We start from the raw sequence: 18,196 nt of genomic DNA on the forward strand, positions 1-18,196 counted from the left end.
AAGGTGATCTCATGACCAATCAAGTCGACAACTGGCACAAACTGGCACGCTATGACACCAATATCCAAGGTGAGCTGCACGCCAATCTGCTGCGTAATAATGGCATCACCGTCTCCCTGCAAGCATTAAGTGCCATCCCAGGTATGAACTCTGGCATCGTACTTTGGGTGCAAGATGAGGATTTGGCGCAAGCACAGCGGATTTTAGATAATATCGATACGGATACTACGGCAGAAACGCTGCTAGATAACATGAGCGATGCAGATCTGGGTATTAATACAGCAGATACGCAGATCAATCGTGGTACGCAAGACAGCTAAAGTCATTAATAGTAACAGTAGTGACAATCGAGATAGCTAAAACAATCAAAGTGATAAAGGCGGAAAAGCGTAAATGTGTCAACTTTTAGGAATGAACTGTAATGTCCCAACTGATATTGGTTTTAGCTTTGCAGGCTTTCGCAAGCGTGGTGGTCTGACCGATAGCCATGAAGATGGCTTTGGCATTGCGTTTTTTGAGCGCAGCGAATGCGAGTCGGCACATGCCTCAACGGGACTGCGCTTATTTCATGACAACCACCCGAGCCATTTATCGCCAGTCGCTGACTTGGTCAATAGTTACCCGATCAAAGCAATGAACGTCATTGCTCATATTCGTAAAGCCACGCAAGGGCAAAACTGCTTGGCCAATACCCATCCTTTCGTCCGTGAAGTGTGGGGCGAGCAGTGGGTATTTGCGCATAACGGCCAGATGAATAGCGAGTTTATTAAACGCTGTCAGCGCCTGCAAGATAATGGTAATGCCTCACATTGTCAGCCAGTCGGTAATACCGACTCTGAAATGGCGTTTTGCTATTTAGTAAATCGGCTGAAAAGTACCTTTAAATCACGCCCTGACGATCAAACGTTGTTTAACTTTCTGACCACCCAATGTCGCTACTTATCTGCTAATGGGTTATTTAATTGCCTAATATCGAATGGTCGTTGGCAGCTGGCCTATGCTGGTAGTTTGTTGTTTTATCTCACACGCCAAGCGCCATTTGGTGAAGCAAAACTGGCGGATGATGATCTAGTGATTAACTTTGGTGATGTGACGACAGACACTGATAAGGTGACGATTTTGGTCACCGTACCTTTGACTGAAAACGAGGAGTGGCAACAGTTGGCTGTCAATGAATGCTTAATCTTTCAAGACGGTGAAATACTCTATAAAGACAGTCCAAGCCAGCGTAAGTTCTTAACCATCGATGAAGGGATTGCGATAGCGAGAGCAGTTGGGGCGAGTGTTTAGGGGATTAGGGTAAATAAACCCCACAACAGCGTTTAAACTTCTCACCTGAACCACAAATACAGGGCTGTTTCTGCGTCACGCTCATCGCTACCGTCGGGTCAAGAAAGTACCAATTCTCATAATGCTCACTTTTCTTGTCAGTAGTCTTATCCGCTACTCTTACAAAAGCCGATAGCTCATGGTGGGCTTGCAAGTTGTCAGCTGTACTATCAGAGCTATTAAAATAAGCCTTAAATTCAACCTGCGCATGACGCTTACCCAGCTTTGGCGTGTGCGCTACGATTTCTAGTCCTGCCCAATCCGTCTCTTTTGCCCACGCTTCAATCGCCTTGATATCGAGCAAGCTTTGCTGTGCGGGCAGGGTAGTCTTGACGATATATTCTGGAATGACCAAGACAAACGCACTGTAGCGCGTGCGCATCAGACGCTCAGCAGAATATTCATTTTTACAGTCAGCTTTATCAGTTTCTTTATTCAGTAGACCATCATGGTAGGGCTGGCAGCAGTCTTGATAAGCCAGCGCTGAGCTTGTAAAGTCTGGTGATGGATTGATTTGACATGGGCAGGTTTGTACAGGAATTGACATTATTTACTCGCATTATCATTTATATTTTTAGCGGCTTTATAAATTTCAATACAGCATGTTTTTTATCATTTCTGGCCATAGGCCGAGTTTTAGCTTTGCCCATGGGGCAGGGTCACGTAGCTGTTGCCAAAACGGCTCAAGTGGTGGCGCAAAATAAACCAATAATGCAAGTATCACATAGAGTAGCAGATACCACCAACGGTCTTTGTGCTTATAAAACTTCATTGCCGTGCCCGATGAGCGCTTCATTCTCATGCCTGACAAGTTAACGCTATATAGCTCATCCAATGCTAAGTGCACCATCGCACCGCCAAATAAAAACAGCCCATAAAACCAACTGGTAGTGAGCGAATACTCTAAACCAAAATAGCTTAAGCAGGTGAGACCTAGCCCCAGTATCGCCATATAAGGCACAGAGTGGATGACACCGCGATGCACAGTCATATTGGTAAAAATATAAAAAACCACATAACGCATGAAACCGTAGCCTGCTAGCCAGAGCGCTATCAACGCCAATAAACTAAACTCACTGCGCCAATGCATTACCAGTGCAAAGGCAAAAACAAAAGAGGCCACATTGAAGCCAATTTTGATGGGCGTAGAGTTGTCTGAGTCAAGATCAGGTAATAGACCGCCTATGGTGCCAAGCGCTACGCACATCAAAAACCCTGCGTCATCGATGAAGCCCGCTTTATAAACCGTCAAGCCAAGCGTACCACTTACGATGAATGCACCGTTTAAGTGGGTGTTAAAATTTGCCATAAAAACTCATCATAAAATATAGTCAATTTAAAATAAAATTGTTATAAATCTAAACGTGCTACTGGGATTAATCTTGCGCAGCCTCTGGGGACGCAGCACGCAAGTAAAATTTATACCAGTAGCGCTATGTCATTTTTAAAGTGTATCAACTATATCAGCGCACACTGCCGCTTATAAGCAGTAAAAAAGCGGCCTATGATACCATGATGCTATCTTTCATACTCATCACTATCCGCACAATAGAGAGCCTTTATATGACGTCTATTTCCGTATTCAAAGACAGCCAACCGTCACATTCAGCCACGCCCACTATGCCCACTTCTATAACAGAAGCTCTGGACTCAAGCTTTGCTGACATTGACTGGCAAGCACCGTGGTTATGTCATTTAAGTCAGCTAAATTATTTGAGTGAAATTATAAAGCAACTGAGTGCTTTGAATCAGCGAGTAGACACTTCAGCGAATGACCACAAACAAGCTGACATCATTGCTGATACTTTAAATACCGCGTTAAAGCAGCAAAGCGCAGCTCTGCAAGACACATTGCCGAGCACCAAACCTGCACATGATAATCGAGCGCATACGCTTACCTTTGTCTCGCAAAATGCGTTGCCAGAGGGTGAGGCTTATGAGGGTTTTATCGCTACGACTGGCAACATTCCGACGCGTGATAACTTGCACGACTTATTTAACGGTAGCATCTGGTTGACGTTTCCCAAGACCAAAGCCTTGCTCAATTACTATCATATGCTCGAAATTGCAAGACAGGGCGTAGGAGGGACGCGTGGCAGAGTACGCGACACTATTACGGTATTTGACGAAAACGGTGTGATATTAGTGACCGCAGATCCTAGCATTGGTGAGGCGTTAATTGATTTTGATTGGCAGGCAAGCTTGGTTGTGCCGCGTGATAAGTGGGACAATCCAACACAAGTTAGTAAGCAGTCTCAGGCTGCGGTCTATATTTTTGGTCATGCATTGCTCGAGCAACTGCTGCAACCGCGCAAGCCTTTGTGCGCGCATAGTATCGTTATCAACGTCTCGCAAGATTTCTTTGCCTTATCATTGTCTGAGCGCATGATATATTTAGATGATAGAGTGGCCGCGCACATGGATGAGCTATTGTCACAGGATGAGGTGACACCGCGCAAACTTGCGCCATTACCTATATTGGGCGTGCCGCACTTTTGGGCAGCCAATGCCAATACTGAGTTTTATGACGACAGTTATGTTTTTAGGAGTGGCCGCCGTCGGCAAGCGTAACTACTTAAGGATCCTCTAAATATATGTTTCGGTTACGATTGTGCCACGATTTGTTAACCAGTTAGTGTTAACAAGTGTAGGGTAATTTGTTATGGTAGTAGGTGCTAATGTTCATAAGCAGGGATATGCTTATGGTTCTACTAGAACTTATTGAACATCGGCACAGATATAAAAGATATAAAGCAGGTATATAGCGCAGTAGTAAGAAAGTGCTATTAAAAATAAATAGCCGCTATATACCAAACATATACTATTCAATTAAAAGTGGTTGAGTTCATTAAACTGCTTATTCAACCATTTTTTATTTCAGTTATTTTTAGTCCAACTAGCCACCTATCATAAAATTTTATAACGGTTTTAAGCAATAACAAAACCATAAATCCATATAACAATAGATAAGGAAGCCACCCATGAGTGATATTTTTAATGTAAAAGACACCATTTCGGTCGACGGCAAGGAGCATGCTTACTATAGTCTGCCCAAACTTGCTGAGACTTATGACAACATCAATACGCTACCGTTTTGTATGAAGGTCGTATTAGAGAACCTATTACGTAACGAAGATGGCGGCCAGTCTGTCGGTAAAAACCATATCGAAGCGGTTGCCAACTGGGATGCAGCAGCAGAGGCTTCAAAAGAAATCGCCTTTATGCCAGCGCGCGTGGTATTGCAGGATTTTACGGGTGTACCATCAGTCGTCGATTTGGCAGCGATGCGTGATGCGGTTGTTAAGCTTGGCGGTAAAGCTGAGCAAATCAATCCCTTTATCCCAAGTGAATTGGTCGTTGACCATTCAGTACAGGTCGATGTGTACGGGCGTGAAGACTCGCTTGATTTGAACGAAAAAATTGAATTTAAACGCAACAATGAGCGTTATGAATTCTTGCATTGGGGCAAGCATGCCTTTGAAAACTTCGTGGTCGTACCACCCGCTACTGGTATCGTGCATCAAGTTAACCTAGAGTATTTAGCACGCGTCGTCATGGCAGCAGAAGTCGATGGCGAGCTGACTGCTTATCCAGATACTGTTTTTGGTACTGATAGTCACACCACGATGATTAATGGTATCGGTGTGCTTGGTTGGGGTGTGGGCGGTATTGAAGCCGAAGCAGCAATGCTAGGCCAACCTTCTTCGATGCTCATTCCACAAGTCGTCGGCTTTGAGATGACGGGCGAGCTGTCTGAAGGCGTCACGGCAACTGACTTAGTATTACGTGTGGTTGAGATGTTGCGTAAGCATGGCGTGGTTGGTAAGTTCGTCGAATTTTACGGCGAAGGCTTACATCAAATGCCACTGGCGGATCGTGCGACGATTGCCAACATGTCACCAGAATATGGCGCAACTTGTGGTATTTTCCCGATTGACCAAATGGCGATTGATTATCTACGTCTATCAGGTCGTGATGAAAATCAGATCGAATTGGTTGAGAAGTACGCAAGGCACAAGGTATGTGGCATGATGCCGATACTCAGCCAGCGACTTACTCAAGTAACTTGCATCTAGATCTCAGTACAGTGCAACCTGCGCTTGCTGGTCCTAACTTACCGCAGCAGCGTATCAACCTATCTGATATGCACGAAAAATTTGGCGAAACTCTAAAAGAGATGACCAAAGGCCGTAAAGTCGAAGAAGATGCCAAAGTGCGTTTTGATGAAGAAGGCGGTAAGCAAGAGCAAGCTGAAAAGCTAGCAGCCAAACCGAATCCGTTCTGCGCGGATGGTAGCACCTCATGTACTATCAAAATTGAAGATGAAGAGTATAAACTGCGTGATGGTTCTGTTGTGATCGCAGCGATTACCTCTTGTACCAATACTTCAAACCCTGCCGTTATGATTGGTGCAGGCCTAGTCGCTAAAAAAGCAGCGGCTAAAGGGTTGACAGCTAAGCCATGGGTCAAAACCTCTCTTGCACCAGGCTCAAAAGTTGTGACTGATTATCTCGAAAAGTCTCAGCTAATGGATGAACTTGAAAAAGTAGGTTTCTATCTGGTTGGTTATGGTTGTACTACTTGTATCGGTAACTCAGGTCCGCTATTAGATGCGATTGAAGAGGCTATCGAAGACAATGACTTGGTTGCCGCAGCCGTACTATCAGGTAACCGTAACTTTGAAGGTCGTATTCACTCACATGTGAAAGCCAGCTATTTAGCTTCACCACCACTGGTTGTCGCTTATGCACTAGCAGGGACGGTCGATATTGACCTGACGACCCATCCACTAGGTCAAGATTTAGAAGGTAATGATGTCTTCTTAAAAGACATCTGGCCAACCTCGGAAGAGATCAACGAGCTGATTGCCAATAACATCGATGCTGAAATGTTCCGCAAAAACTACGGCGAAGTGTTTGACGGTAGTAAAGCGTGGAATGCCATTAGCTCAGCAGATAGCCAGTTGTATCCGTGGAGCGAAGAGTCTACTTATATCAAGAACCCACCGTTCTTTGATGATATGACCATGGAGCCAGAAGGTATCCTAGATATCGAAGGCGCGCGTATCCTAGGTCTATTCGGTGATTCAATCACTACTGACCACATCTCACCGGCGGGTAACATCGATGCCGAATCGCCTGCTGGCAAGTACTTGCAAGAGCGCGGTGTAATGGAAGCCGACTTTAACAGTTATGGCTCACGCCGTGGTAATGACGCGGTCATGACTCGCGGTACCTTTGCCAACATCCGTATCAAAAACACTATGATGGATGGCAAGGAGGGTGGTTATACGTATTACTTCAAAGACGACAAAGCCACGCTACAAGACGGCGAAGAAATGGCCATCTATGATGCGGCAATGAAATATAAAGAAGATAAGCGTCCCCTAGTAGTACTTGGCGGTGCAGAGTATGGTTCTGGCTCTAGCCGTGACTGGGCAGCGAAAGGTACGATTCTACTTGGCGTAAAAGCGGTACTCACGACCTCGTTCGAGCGTATTCACCGTTCAAACCTAGTCGGTATGGGCGTGTTGCCATTGACCTTTAAAGATGGTGAAAACGCAGATACTTACAAGCTTGATGGTTCAGAAGTCATTAGTATCACTGGGCTTGACAATGGCGAGAGCAAAACTGCCAAAGTGACTGCTACTCGTGCTGATGGTTCAGAGGAAGTGTTTGAAGTGAATGTTGGTCTGCAGACGCCAAAAGAGCGCGAATACGTGCGTCATGGCGGTGTATTGCACTATGTACTGCGTCAGCTCGCTGCTGAGAATAAAGAAGCTGCGTAGTGATTGATTAGAGCTAGAATGAGAGAAAGCCCAGTCGTAATGACTGGGCTTTCTTGTGTGGGGTTGTTTTTTGAATGTCGCGTGCAGCGTAACTTACTGATTCTGCACATGCCATTCAATTTCAGGTTTGTTATAGCCGCGAATCACTTCACCGTTAAACAACACCAGAGGCACACCGCCACCACCTAAGCTTTGGTACTGTCTATAGCCCTCAGCAGAGCGTTCTATATCGTATTCACAGTAGTCGACATTGTGCGAGGCGAGCAATTGTCTGGTCTGCTCGCAGTAGCCACACCAGACGGCACCGTACAAAACAATGTCATTGCTCGCTGATGCGTCACAGGCGACAGAGTCTGGAGTAACGGTACTAGCGTTTATAAGGTAGACACTACTAATGAGCACAATAGCACCGAGTACGAACGAAAACACTTTTACAAAACCCATGTCACACCTATTCAGTCCTGTTTTTCACTCTTGCGTTTCAAGCTTATATTGACGAGAGTATAGTAGGGATGAAACATGAAGTCTAATCACTGCGAAAACCCATGACGAGAAGAGAGAGCATTTGGTTATTAAATAGAGTTTTTATAACAGGCTTGGCGGCAAGCGAGGGGAGTTTATACCAGCAGAACGCTATCTTAAACTGACTATTATAGATATTAAAGGAAGTTACCTTTGGACAAGATTTCAACGAGTATTCAAGCCTTATCGGTAAGCAGCTTGATACCCAAGCCAATAAATACCACGCCACTTATTTTATTTAAAACAACTTCGATGGATGGGTTTTCCCTCAGGTTTTTACTCAATAGTGAGGCCAACAACGCCAAACATGAGCACCATATAAAGCCCGTTGTGGCAAAAGTCAATCCCAAGATTAAAAAAGACAACATGCCATGAGCGTAACTCGAGTCAATAAACTGCGGAAAGAATGCTAAAAAGAACAAGGCGACTTTTGGATTAAAAACATTGGTGAGCACGCCTTGCTGGTATATTTGCCAATGGTTTGTAGATTTAGCAGTTGCGAGCTGCTTATCTTCAGACAAACTATCTGCTATCAAAGGCTGCTGTTTACTCGTTAGCATCTTAAAACCCAAATAACATAAATAGCTGGCACCGATATACTTGACGATCATGAATGCTGTTGGTGAGTTGGCGAGTAATACTGACAACCCTAGCGAAGCCAGTAAGGTATGCACTAAAATGCCAGAGGTAATGCCTAATACAGAGTAAAACCCCGCTGTCTGTCCTTGAGCCATACTCCGTGTGATGATGTACATGCTATCTGTGCCTGGCGTCAGGTTGAGCAAAATGGCTGCTAAGATAAACCCCAGGTAGTTCTCAATACCAAACATCGCCAACCTGCCTTTTAAATATCATAAAAAAGCGGGTATCAGAAGAAAAAAATGCTCTTCTGATACCCGCTTAATCAAAGCATTATTTAGTGATCTTTATCAACCTACTCCAGATTACTTTTGGTCAGAGAAGCTTCTCGCGCCTTTTTTCTCTGCTCTGAGCTTGGTCTTTCGAGCAAAACATAGAGCACGATACCGATGATGATCGCGTAAATCGTTGACTGTGCTGCAGGCATGGCCAGAGTGACCGCTACAATACCAGCAACCCCGCGCTCAGCAGAGTTTTTGAGCTGTTCGATACCAACCATAATACAAATATAAGCAGTCAGCAATAGCGTCAATGACAGCGCAATAGGCAACACAGGCTTAAACAGCGTGACCAGTGGCAGCATAAATATAGCAATTAGACCTGTCCACCAGAAGGTACCGCCACCACTATAGATAGAGTCCATCGCTTTACGCCCTAGCGCATAGCGCTCCGCAAGCGTGGCATGAGCAGCTGTCCAAATAGGCCCAGCAAGTCCTGGCCAAGGTGCAAATAGCGCATGCACGCCATTACGGATACCTGTGACCACGTGGATACGAGTGATATTGGTCTCGATTTTTTCGTCAGGGCGGATACTATCGACCCGTTCGCTCAGCGCTTTACCCACCAAGATATCACCAAAGGCAATGACATAAGCGATCATCGCTGTAGGAAAGGCCAATAAGAACACGCTAATATCAGGCATACCGACGTTAAAGATGAGGTAGTCAGTCATCAAACCAAAGTTTGGCTGAGTGATGCCCCATTCAATATTGGGCAAAGGATATTCACCGATGATCCAACCGATGACCATCGCGATTAACATACCTGAGATCATACCTAGATTGGCGAACATCTTGGCAAGGCGGTTGTTCTGAATTTTATCTTTAAAAGAAACTGAGAACAGCACATAAGCGGAGATAATCGCCCCAATAATCAGGGAGACTGGCGTGGCTTCAACACGGCCACCGACTTTGATTTCACCCATCAAGGCGGCGATACCTGCACCAATGATGATACCGGCTTTTAGAGAGTTGGGAATAAAACTCACCAGACGATTACCAAACCCAGTCAGACCCAACACAATAAAAATTAAGAATACCTCAATTTGTAGTACAAACATTGCTTGTACCGCTTGAGGCCCAGGTTCAAACGCTTGCAGATATAAAAGCACCACAGGAATAGCGGGCGTAATCCAGCCAGGTACCAGTGGTACACCAAGCAATGATGGCAATAGATACATCAGCCCTGCGACCACACAAAACGCCAGTGCAGCATCATATGGCATGCCCAGATACTGCTCTAACAAGGGAATCATACCAAGGCTGACCACGAACATGAACAGCCCCTGAATCATCTCAGGGATTTCCCAGCGGTAATGCACAAAGGGCAGGCGTATTTTGAACGGGCCGGCAGGCCAATAAGGCTGTTCTTCACCGTATTTACGAACGATAGCCATCGTCTTAAGTCCTTTTAAGTGAGTTTTGCGATATAAACAATATTGGTCTAGAGTAGAAATTATTGCTTTTAAATCATGATAACTTTAAACCATGAGAATATGATAATAGGGGTTTTGCAGTTGGCGAACAACGTTTAAATGACGTTAAATTAAGGTGATATAAAGAGAGGCAAGGTGGAGCCAATAAAAAGCATCACAATTAGGGCATATCGAAAGCTCAATATGAGCTGATTCAATAAGATCAAATGCTGGCATTGGTTTTAGATTTTTTGGTCGGAGTATGATACGTGGTAAAAATAAAGAATGCAATAATGTTGACAGTCTAAATAACGAGTAATTGGCAAAAAGTAAAGAAAATGAGATAAGTTACTATTTATCAGCAGTTTGCTAGGGTTTTATGAGTCTGACCACGCTTTAGGTGATGTCTGTAGTTGGCTTTTGCCGAGAGAGTTTCCTAAAAACTGTGTAACTGCTTATAATCCACTAACAGGAGAATAAGCAATGACTAACCAAACTGACATCAAGAAACTGGCTGAGCAAATGGCTGGTAGCATGAACAGCTTCGATGACATCAAAGATTTTCAAAAGCAGCTCATGCAATCCTTTATTGATACTGCCTTAGAAGCTGAGATGGAAGACCATCTCGGCTATCCCAAGCATGAAAAGGCGGATAAACCTAATAAGCGTAACGGGCACACTAAAAAGACCGTCCGCAGTGACACAGGCGATCTTGAAATCTCCACCCCAAGAGACCGTCATGGTGACTTTGAACCTGAGCGAGGAAATAGCGAAGCACTGCTTCGCCCGAGCGCAAGACAAGAGCTGTGCTCGCGTGGGTGCGCAAGCATCAAACCCGTATCTCAGGTCTCGATGATAAAATCATATTCCTTTACGCCAAGGGTCAAACCACCACTGAGATCGTAGAGAGCATTAAAGAGCTCTACGATGTCGACATCTCAAGCTCTCTTGTCTCAAGAGTCACCGATAACATATTAGAGGACATCACTGCTTGGCAGAACCGGCCGCTGAGCAGTGTTTATCCTATCGTCTATTTAGACTGCATCGTCGTCAAAGTACGTCAAGACAAGCAGATCATCAACAAAGCCATTTACTTAGCCCTAGGCGTTAACCTTAACGGTAAGAAAGAGCTGCTTGGTATGTGGCTCTCAGAGAATGAAGGCGCTAAGTTCTGGCTAGGTGTTCTTACCGAGCTTCAAAACCGTGGCGTACAAGACATCTTAATCGCTTGTGTTGACGGTCTAAAGGGCTTCCCTGATGCCATTAACACCGTCTATCCAAAGGCACAGGTTCAGCTGTGTATCGTACACATGGTGCGCTATTCAATGAAGTTCGTACCGTGGACGGATAAGAAGGCCGTAGCGGCTGATTTAAAAGCCATCTACGGTGCGGATACGCTTGAGATAGCAGAGGCCAATCTTGAGCACTTTGATGAGACTTGGGGTAAGGATTACCCGCACGTGGTTAAGTCTTGGCGCAATAACTGGGAGGGCCTAACGGTGTTCTTTGAGTATCCTAAAGACATCAGAAAAGTCATATATACCACCAATGCTATAGAATCATTAAACAGTGTGATTCGTACGGCGGTGAATAAGCGTAAGGTCTTCCCCTCTGATCAGGCAGCATTCAAAGTGGTGTACTTAGCCACCCAGCAGGCGTCTAAAAAGTGGTCGATGCCAATCCGTAACTGGACGTCTGCTTTGAATCGCTTTATGATTATGTTTGATGATCGCATCAGTAAGCATTTAATCTAAATGGCAGTTACACAGAATCTGGGATGGTCTCTTTGCCGATTATACCAAACTTTATTTCATAATAAACAGCTATTTTTCTCATTTGACTGTAGTTCCGCTCATCTTTACTACTACTTTTATAGTGAATTCTAAATAAAAAGAGTACAGCTTTACGGCGTGCTACTGGTATAAATTTTCTTTACTTGCTGTGCGGCTTCGCCACTCCAAAGGCTGCAAAAAATTCATCCCAATAGTACTTTACTTATTTTGTAGTGGGTCGACTATATAACCAGGCCGAACCCTAACTGCCGTATTCATTGCATCATGGCTTTAATCGTCATAAGATATGGTTAACATTGCTGAATAAACTGCCGCGTTCTATGGAGAAAAAAGTGAAAGCCATTATATTGTCATTACTCATCATGTTTGGTCTGACCTCTCATGCTATTGCTAAAGATGCACTATCTGTCACCCCACAAGCGGTTTGGAACATGGTGCAAGAAGATGCTGACGAGGTATTATTCGTTGATGTCAGAGACCCTGTAGAGATCATGTTTGTCGGATTTACCGATGCGGTAGATATCAACATTCCATTTAAGAGCGTTGATCGCACTCAGTTCAATGAGGAAAAAGCTGTCTTTGCCATGCCCAGTAATCCAGACTTTGCCAGCGAGGTTGAAAAAGCACTCAAGGCTAAAGGTTTGGGCAAAGATGATCTCATCGTTACTATGTGCCGCTCGGGTTCTGCTCGCGGCAAGCCCAGCGCTGACTATCTGTTAAGCCAAGGATTTACCAACGTGAAGTATATCGATCATGGTTTTCAAGGGGATAAGATTGAAGACGGTGAGAGAGAAGGGTTTCGTCTGAAGAACGGTTGGCAGAATTCTGGATTGCCTTGGTCATCGAAGATTAATCCGAGTAAGATCAATAAGCCGTAAGCTTTTTAGATACTTTAAATGGTATTGAGATATAAAGGTGGGTTAGCGACAGCGTAGCCCACTTCGCTAACTAAAAGCTACTAACGAATCGCTAACAGCAGCTTTTCAGCTTTTGATTTAAAAGATAACAGACATAAAAAAAACCCAGTCACCGTATGATGACTGGGTTTTTTAGTGTGCGCTTATTAGTCTAATCCGATGCTGAGCAAAAGTGCTAATAAGTGACGCCGAATAGTGGCGTCCCCAGGGGGATTCGAACCCCCGTTACCGCCGTGAAAGGGCGGTGTCCTAGGCCTCTAGACGATGGGGACGCATAGAGTGTCATAACCAAATGGCTACAACGGTACTTCACAATATCAGAGTGTTTATAAAAAGCCTTGCCTAGGTGCTGATATCGTCCTACTAGCGAGTATTTATATCAAGTTTCAGCAGTGCTGAGCTTCGTTATAAATAGTATGGTGGAGCTAAACGGAGTCGAACCGTTGACCCCTTGCATGCCATGCAAGTGCTCTACCAACTGAGCTATAGCCCCTCGCTAAGAGTGAGCACATTTTAGGGAAGACTGGCAGTGTTGTCAACAACTATTTCAAAAAGAGTTCATAAATGTGCTGAAAAGTACCTAGAAGTTAAGGATTTACTCTTTTTTATAATATTTTGAAGGTGCCTTGAAGGTGTTTAGGATAAGCATTGCTTACGCTCAAAACGATATTCTGAAAATTTTCTCAGGCTTGAGTGGGTGCAAAACTCAGTAAACTGTCGTCATTGAGGTTTTCGTCAGTAGGTGAATGAGAGCACGTATCTAGCAAGTCGGAGAGGTGATATGATGAGTTGATCAAAGAAGTGTTTGAAGGTTTAGAGTGGTTTTTATTGGGAGGTGCATTCCGTACAGCCTACGTGACTGCATTAAGATTCGATTATTTTAAATCATATAGTCAATCCACAATAAAAGAGATACAACCCATATCATGAAATAGCTTAGGCAGATTATTCTCCATCCAGCCTTGGCGTAGAAACTTAGCTTGAGCCCATTTCTTTTCAATGGGATTAAGATCAGGACTGTACGGTGGTAGCCACAAAATACGATGACCATGTCTGTTGAGTAGTTTTTGGATACGCTTATTTTTATGAAACCGAGCATTATCCATGACAATAACGCATTTGGTTTTAAGGCTTGGGATTAGTGTTCGTTTGCACCAGTTGTAGAATATGGTGCTGTTAATATTCTGCTCAAAGTAATCAAGCGCAAACAGCATTTTTTCATACAATGCCCCGATGACATTCGTACGCTTTTTTGCTTGCCAGTTGTAGCTATCTATACAGGGTGTACCTATCGGTGCATAGCCATGAGAGCGGATAGTCTCGTGCTCAAAGCCGCTTTCATCCATATAGACAATGGGATAGCCTTGCTGTTTAAAGTGATCAAGCCTACTCTGGAATATCGCTCTTTTGATCGGACAGGCTTTTGGATGTTCCAAGGTCTTTTTTTTGACTGATACCAAGACGCTTTAAGGCAATCTCAATGCCTGATTTGCTACAATTTAAACGCTGTGCTCGCTCATACATGTAATCGTCTGGATATTGCGCAACGTCTTGAAGAAGTGCTTCATTTGGTATTTTACTGGGTGCTTTATCCCGAGATTGTTTGATTGTTGGGTTTTTCAACCAGCGTTGTAATGCCGTCTTGCTAACGTCATAGAAAGTACACGCTTCACGAATAGTCATGTCTTTGTTTTTGACGCTTTTGATCACTTGCGCCCGGAAGTCTGCAGAATAAGTCATCGTTATTAATATCTTTCTCTTAGTTTTAATAGTATTGTATCTTATTTATAAAAGACCGACTATATAACAGTGGTCTAAGTAGATTATGCATACACAAATAATACCTTGACTCATACCATTGGTGCTTTTTTAGGCGCAATCGGTCTCATTCTGCTTTTGCTAAAAGACAGCTATAAGACAAAATTTAGCCAAGTTGGCATTTTGGTTTATGGCTCATCTATTATTTTATTATTCACAGCGTCGGCAATGTATCACTGGGTGACCAACCAACGTCTAAAACAAAAACTCAGAGTTTTAGATCATGTCAGTATTTATCTATTAATAGCAGGAACTTATACGCCCGTACTGGTGATAAATTTATTAGATGGTAATGGAGTGTTTTTGCTCATTGCGGTTTGGACTATCGCGGCAGTGGGTACCATCATGAAGCTGTTTTTTACCGGAAGATTTGAGGTTTTTTCGACCTTACTGTATCTCGTCATGGGCTGGCTGATTGTCATAGATTTTTCGGCGCTAAAAGAGGCAGTACCTTTTAATGGTTTGCTATACCTAGCTGCTGGTGGGCTGTTTTATACGGTGGGTATCATTTTTTATGCCATTGAAAAAATACCTTATAACCATGTTATTTGGCATTTATTTGTCTTAGCTGGGGCTGTTTGTCATTATTTAATGGTGTTAAATTATGTGGTTTAGGCCATAAAAAAACGTGGGTTTTGCTATTGCGCTACCCACGTTAAGCGTATCTTTATACAAGCTATTTAATAAGCTTACTCACCATCAGCCAAAAAATCTGGCAACTCTGCCGCTTGCTTTTCAAGCTTTTTTAATTTCTTTTTACCCAAGCCGCCAAGTACCTCAATGCCATGACGCAAGCGAATCAGGGTCATATCAGCGCCGATAATCCACATAGAGTTCATGACTGGTGTCGATGAGGTGCTACCAGCAATGGCGACGAAGAAAGGCGCCATAAAGTCACGCATTTTGATATCAAGATGGGCAGCAAGGCCTTTTAGCGTGGCATAGATGTTTTGTTCAGACCAAGTAGGTAAGGTCTCTAGCTGCCACAGCGCCAGTTGCAGCATCTCTATGATTTGCTCAGGAGTAAGCGATTTATGAGCAAAGCTCTCAGCAGTGATATCAGGTAGGTTTTGGAAATAAAAACCGCTCCAATTGACCGCATCTGAGAGTAGCTCGATACGAGGCTGGATAGCCGCAGCGATAGCCGTGAGCTTGTCGCTATCATTGGCCCAAGCAAGGATTTTGTTCTTCAGCTCTTCAGGTGTTAGGGCGCGCAACCATTCCGAATTGAGCCAGTTAAGCTTTTCGATATCAAAGATGGGGCCGCCAAGTGACACACGCTGAATGTCAAAGCTTGCGATCATCTCATCCAAAGTGAACTTTTCAGCTTCATCAGGCATTGAGTAGCCCATACGACCCAGATAGTTGAGCAATGCTTCTGGAAGCACGCCTGCATCACGATAGTAAGTGATCGAGGTGGGGTTTTTACGTTTCGACAGTTTGGATTTGTCTGGATTACGCAGTAGGGGCATGTGACAGAGGACAGGCATCTCCCAACCAAAATACTCATAAAGCAGTTGATGCTTCGGCGCAGAGTTGAGCCACTCTTCACCGCGCATGACGTGAGTGATTTCCATCAAATGGTCATCGACGACATTGGCCAGATGGTAGGTTGGCAGACCGTCAGTCTTGAGCAGCACCTGCATATCGACTTGTGACCAAGGAATCTCAACGGTGCCGCGAAGCATGTCATGTACCAGACAGATGCCTTCGGTTGGCACGCGCATCCGAATCACATGTGGCTTGCCTGCAGCGATGAGTTGCTCAGTTTTTTCTGGAGGTAGGTGAGCACAGCGACCATCATAGCGTGGGGTTTCGCCATTGGCCATTTGCTCAGCACGCATGGCATCCAGCTCTTCGCTGGTACAAAAACAGCGAAACGCATGGTCGCTTTCTACTAGCTGCTCAGCGTGTTTTTTGTAAATGTCGCTACGTTCACTCTGACGATAAGGTGCATGAGGGCCACCGACATCAGGACCTTCTGCCCAGTCAAGACCGACCCAACGCAATGCATCCAAAATCATTTGCTCGGACTGCTCAGTTGAGCGCGATTGATCGGTGTCTTCGATACGCAAAATAAACTCGCCGCCGTGCGATTGTGCGAAGGCTAAATTAAACAGTGCGATATAAGCCGTGCCGACATGCGGAAATCCAGTCGGTGACGGGGCGATACGAGTACGCACAGGACGTTTTCCGCTAGTAGCAGTCGTAGGTTGAGTTGATGTTTGTATCATAAAAATCTCAGAATGTTGTCGTTAATGAATAGGGCAGTGAAAAAAGGCAATGCTAAATGTCAATCAGAGGTTTGAATAAAAAATACAGATGAAACAATAGCCGTTTATATAGAAAAATAGCGTAAAATATATCGCTAGTATAACAGAGAGATGGGATATTTTTAACGAAAACCCCTTCTAGCGCTTGACTACCAGTGTATCCTTGCGATAATAATGCTAGGCAAATCATAACTTGTTTATTTTTATCTGATTTTTTACTATTACTGGCCTTGTTGGTCGTCATTTATTGAGTTGTTTGTGTCCCTATCGAAATCTAAGTCAAAATCTAACGTTAGCTCTTCTTCTGCCGCCGATACCTCTGAATCGTTGACACTATCTTCTTCTATGGGTGAAGCTTCTGCTCACGCCATTGCTAAAGAAAAAAGTCAGGAGGGTGCTAGGGCTGACGAATTGAGCTTTGTGCATGACGCTGTGCTGCTAGAGGAGACTGTCGCAGCGTTACTGGGTGTCAAGTCATTAGCAAAACAAACAGACAAGATAGAAGACGCAGGCAGCCTAAGAGCAAGTGGTATCTACGTCGACGCCACCTTTGGGCGCGGTGGTCACAGCAGATTGTTATTATCGCAATTAGCCGATGATGCACAATTGATCGTCTTTGATAAAGACCCAACCGCCATTGCCGTCGCTCATGAATTGGCAAGTATCGATAATCGCGTCACAGTGGTTCATGACAGCTTTGCGACATTGACCGACAGCTTAGCCGCTATGGGCATCCATCAGGTTGATGGTTTGATGGCAGATTTGGGTATCTCATCACCGCAAATTGACGATGGCAGCCGCGGCTTTAGCTTTATGCGTGATGGCGCTGTCGACATGCGTATGGATACCAGCCGCGGCCAGTCTGTCGCTGAGTGGCTTGAACAAGTCGATGACGAAACCTTGGCCAATGTGCTCTATGAATTTGGTGAAGAGCGTCATAGTCGGCGCATTGCCCGTGCCATCAAGCAGATGGATAGCTACGAATCCACGCTTGAGTTGGCAGAAGTGATAAAGGTAGCGCATCCGAAATGGCAAAAAGGCAAGCATCCAGCGACCCAGAGCTTTCAGGCCATGCGTATTTTTATCAATAATGAGCTTGGCGATGTCGATGACTTTTTAGCACAAAGCATTCCGATTTTAAAGTCGGGCGGACAGCTGGCAGTCATTAGCTTTCACTCATTAGAAGACCGCCGTATCAAGCAGTTTTTGCAGCGTCATAGTAAAGGGCAGTATCCAGAAGACGAGAATTTGCCGATGCCGCCACAGCGCCCACGCTATTTTAGCAAGCCAAAACGGATTGCACCGAGCAAAGCTGAGGTCAGCCATAATCCACGTTCGCGCAGCGCTTGGTTACGCACAGCGACGCGTACGGATGTCAGCTATCAGCCTGTTGTAGAGTCATGATGTGTCATAAACGCTGTAAT

General features: G+C 44.5%; 14 protein-coding genes, 2 tRNA genes and 2 pseudogenes. 8 read left to right on the forward strand and 10 right to left on the reverse strand.

Going from position 1 to position 18,196, the window contains the following annotated elements; all coding sequences use genetic code 11:
- The first annotated feature begins 11 nt into the window (after positions 1–11).
- Together JMY01_RS13660 and JMY01_RS13665 are read left to right on the forward strand one after the other, a co-directional pair.
- Positions 12–320 (forward strand): DUF2007 domain-containing protein, encoded by a 309-nt coding sequence (locus JMY01_RS13660; protein ID WP_227677941.1) that lies wholly within the window; start codon positions 12–14, stop codon positions 318–320.
- A gap of 73 nt (positions 321–393) precedes the next feature.
- On the forward strand, positions 394–1,290 hold the full coding sequence (locus JMY01_RS13665) for a class II glutamine amidotransferase (RefSeq protein WP_201576866.1): 897 nt from the start codon (positions 394–396) through the stop codon (positions 1,288–1,290).
- A 4-nt stretch (positions 1,291–1,294) separates the two neighbouring features.
- On the opposite strand, the gene JMY01_RS13670 is transcribed toward JMY01_RS13665, so the two are convergent.
- Positions 1,295–1,876, reverse strand: coding sequence for a YchJ family protein (locus JMY01_RS13670; RefSeq protein WP_201576868.1), 582 nt, complete (start codon positions 1,874–1,876; stop codon positions 1,295–1,297).
- Positions 1,877–1,921: 45 nt separating this feature from the next.
- On the reverse strand, positions 1,922–2,638 hold the full coding sequence (locus tag JMY01_RS13675; RefSeq protein WP_201576872.1) for a metal-dependent hydrolase: 717 nt from the start codon (positions 2,636–2,638) through the stop codon (positions 1,922–1,924).
- Positions 2,639–2,892: 254 nt separating this feature from the next.
- Between JMY01_RS13675 and JMY01_RS13680 the strand changes: the two genes are divergently transcribed.
- Entirely contained in the window at positions 2,893–3,900 is a 1,008-nt protein-coding gene (locus JMY01_RS13680) for a DUF3025 domain-containing protein (protein WP_201576875.1), read from the forward strand.
- 410 nt (positions 3,901–4,310) lie between these two features.
- Positions 4,311–7,117: pseudogene (gene acnA / locus JMY01_RS13685) on the forward strand (aconitate hydratase AcnA).
- Between the two features lie 93 nt (positions 7,118–7,210).
- On the opposite strand, the gene JMY01_RS13690 reads toward acnA, so the two are convergent.
- The 3 genes from JMY01_RS13690 to JMY01_RS13700 all read right to left on the reverse strand — a co-directional run bounded on the left by JMY01_RS13690 (position 7,211) and on the right by JMY01_RS13700 (position 9,953).
- The gene (locus JMY01_RS13690; RefSeq protein WP_201576878.1) at positions 7,211–7,561 is read right to left on the reverse strand and encodes a glutaredoxin family protein; all 351 of its coding nucleotides are present in this window, start codon (positions 7,559–7,561) and stop codon (positions 7,211–7,213) included.
- A gap of 254 nt (positions 7,562–7,815) precedes the next feature.
- A complete protein-coding gene (locus JMY01_RS13695; protein WP_201576881.1) occupies positions 7,816–8,469 on the reverse strand; it encodes a LysE family translocator in 654 nt (217 codons plus the stop codon).
- 104 nt (positions 8,470–8,573) lie between these two features.
- On the reverse strand, positions 8,574–9,953 hold the full coding sequence (locus tag JMY01_RS13700) for a solute carrier family 23 protein (protein ID WP_201576884.1): 1,380 nt from the start codon (positions 9,951–9,953) through the stop codon (positions 8,574–8,576).
- 501 nt (positions 9,954–10,454) lie between these two features.
- On the opposite strand from JMY01_RS13700, the pseudogene JMY01_RS13705 reads away from it, so the two are divergent.
- A pseudogene (locus JMY01_RS13705) lies at positions 10,455–11,725 on the forward strand (IS256 family transposase).
- 371 nt (positions 11,726–12,096) lie between these two features.
- Positions 12,097–12,642, forward strand: a complete 546-nt coding sequence (locus JMY01_RS13710) for a rhodanese-like domain-containing protein (RefSeq protein ID WP_265089877.1) — start codon at positions 12,097–12,099, stop codon at positions 12,640–12,642.
- A gap of 235 nt (positions 12,643–12,877) precedes the next feature.
- On the opposite strand, the gene JMY01_RS13715 is transcribed toward JMY01_RS13710, so the two are convergent.
- From JMY01_RS13715 to JMY01_RS14195, 4 genes are all read right to left on the reverse strand, one after another.
- Positions 12,878–12,953 (reverse strand) — tRNA-Glu (locus JMY01_RS13715).
- Positions 12,954–13,098: 145 nt separating this feature from the next.
- Positions 13,099–13,174 (reverse strand) — tRNA-Ala (locus JMY01_RS13720).
- A gap of 400 nt (positions 13,175–13,574) precedes the next feature.
- Positions 13,575–14,117, reverse strand: coding sequence for an IS630 family transposase (locus JMY01_RS13725; protein ID WP_265089828.1), 543 nt, complete (start codon positions 14,115–14,117; stop codon positions 13,575–13,577).
- Positions 14,068–14,421 carry an IS630 transposase-related protein gene (locus JMY01_RS14195; protein ID WP_227677608.1) on the reverse strand — a complete coding sequence of 118 codons (354 nt, stop codon included), beginning with the start codon at positions 14,419–14,421 and terminating at the stop codon, positions 14,068–14,070. Before JMY01_RS14195 ends, JMY01_RS13725 begins: the two co-directional genes overlap by 50 nt.
- A 105-nt stretch (positions 14,422–14,526) precedes the next feature.
- Here JMY01_RS14195 and JMY01_RS13730 point away from each other — a divergent pair, with 105 nt between their 5' ends.
- Positions 14,527–15,114, forward strand: a complete 588-nt coding sequence (locus tag JMY01_RS13730; protein ID WP_201576891.1) for a hemolysin III family protein — start codon at positions 14,527–14,529, stop codon at positions 15,112–15,114.
- Positions 15,115–15,188: 74 nt separating this feature from the next.
- Here JMY01_RS13730 and gltX read toward each other — a convergent pair whose 3' ends face one another.
- Complete coding sequence (gene gltX, locus JMY01_RS13735; RefSeq protein WP_201576893.1) at positions 15,189–16,733, reverse strand: glutamate--tRNA ligase; 1,545 nt, start codon at positions 16,731–16,733, stop codon at positions 15,189–15,191.
- A gap of 384 nt (positions 16,734–17,117) precedes the next feature.
- Here gltX and rsmH point away from each other — a divergent pair, with 384 nt between their 5' ends.
- Positions 17,118–18,176 (forward strand): 16S rRNA (cytosine(1402)-N(4))-methyltransferase RsmH, encoded by a 1,059-nt coding sequence (gene rsmH, locus JMY01_RS13740; protein ID WP_201577697.1) that lies wholly within the window; start codon positions 17,118–17,120, stop codon positions 18,174–18,176.
- Positions 18,177–18,196: the final 20 nt, after the last annotated feature.

The organism is Psychrobacter sp. H8-1 (assembly GCF_904846575.1).
Lineage (GTDB): Bacteria > Pseudomonadota > Gammaproteobacteria > Pseudomonadales > Moraxellaceae > Psychrobacter > Psychrobacter fulvigenes.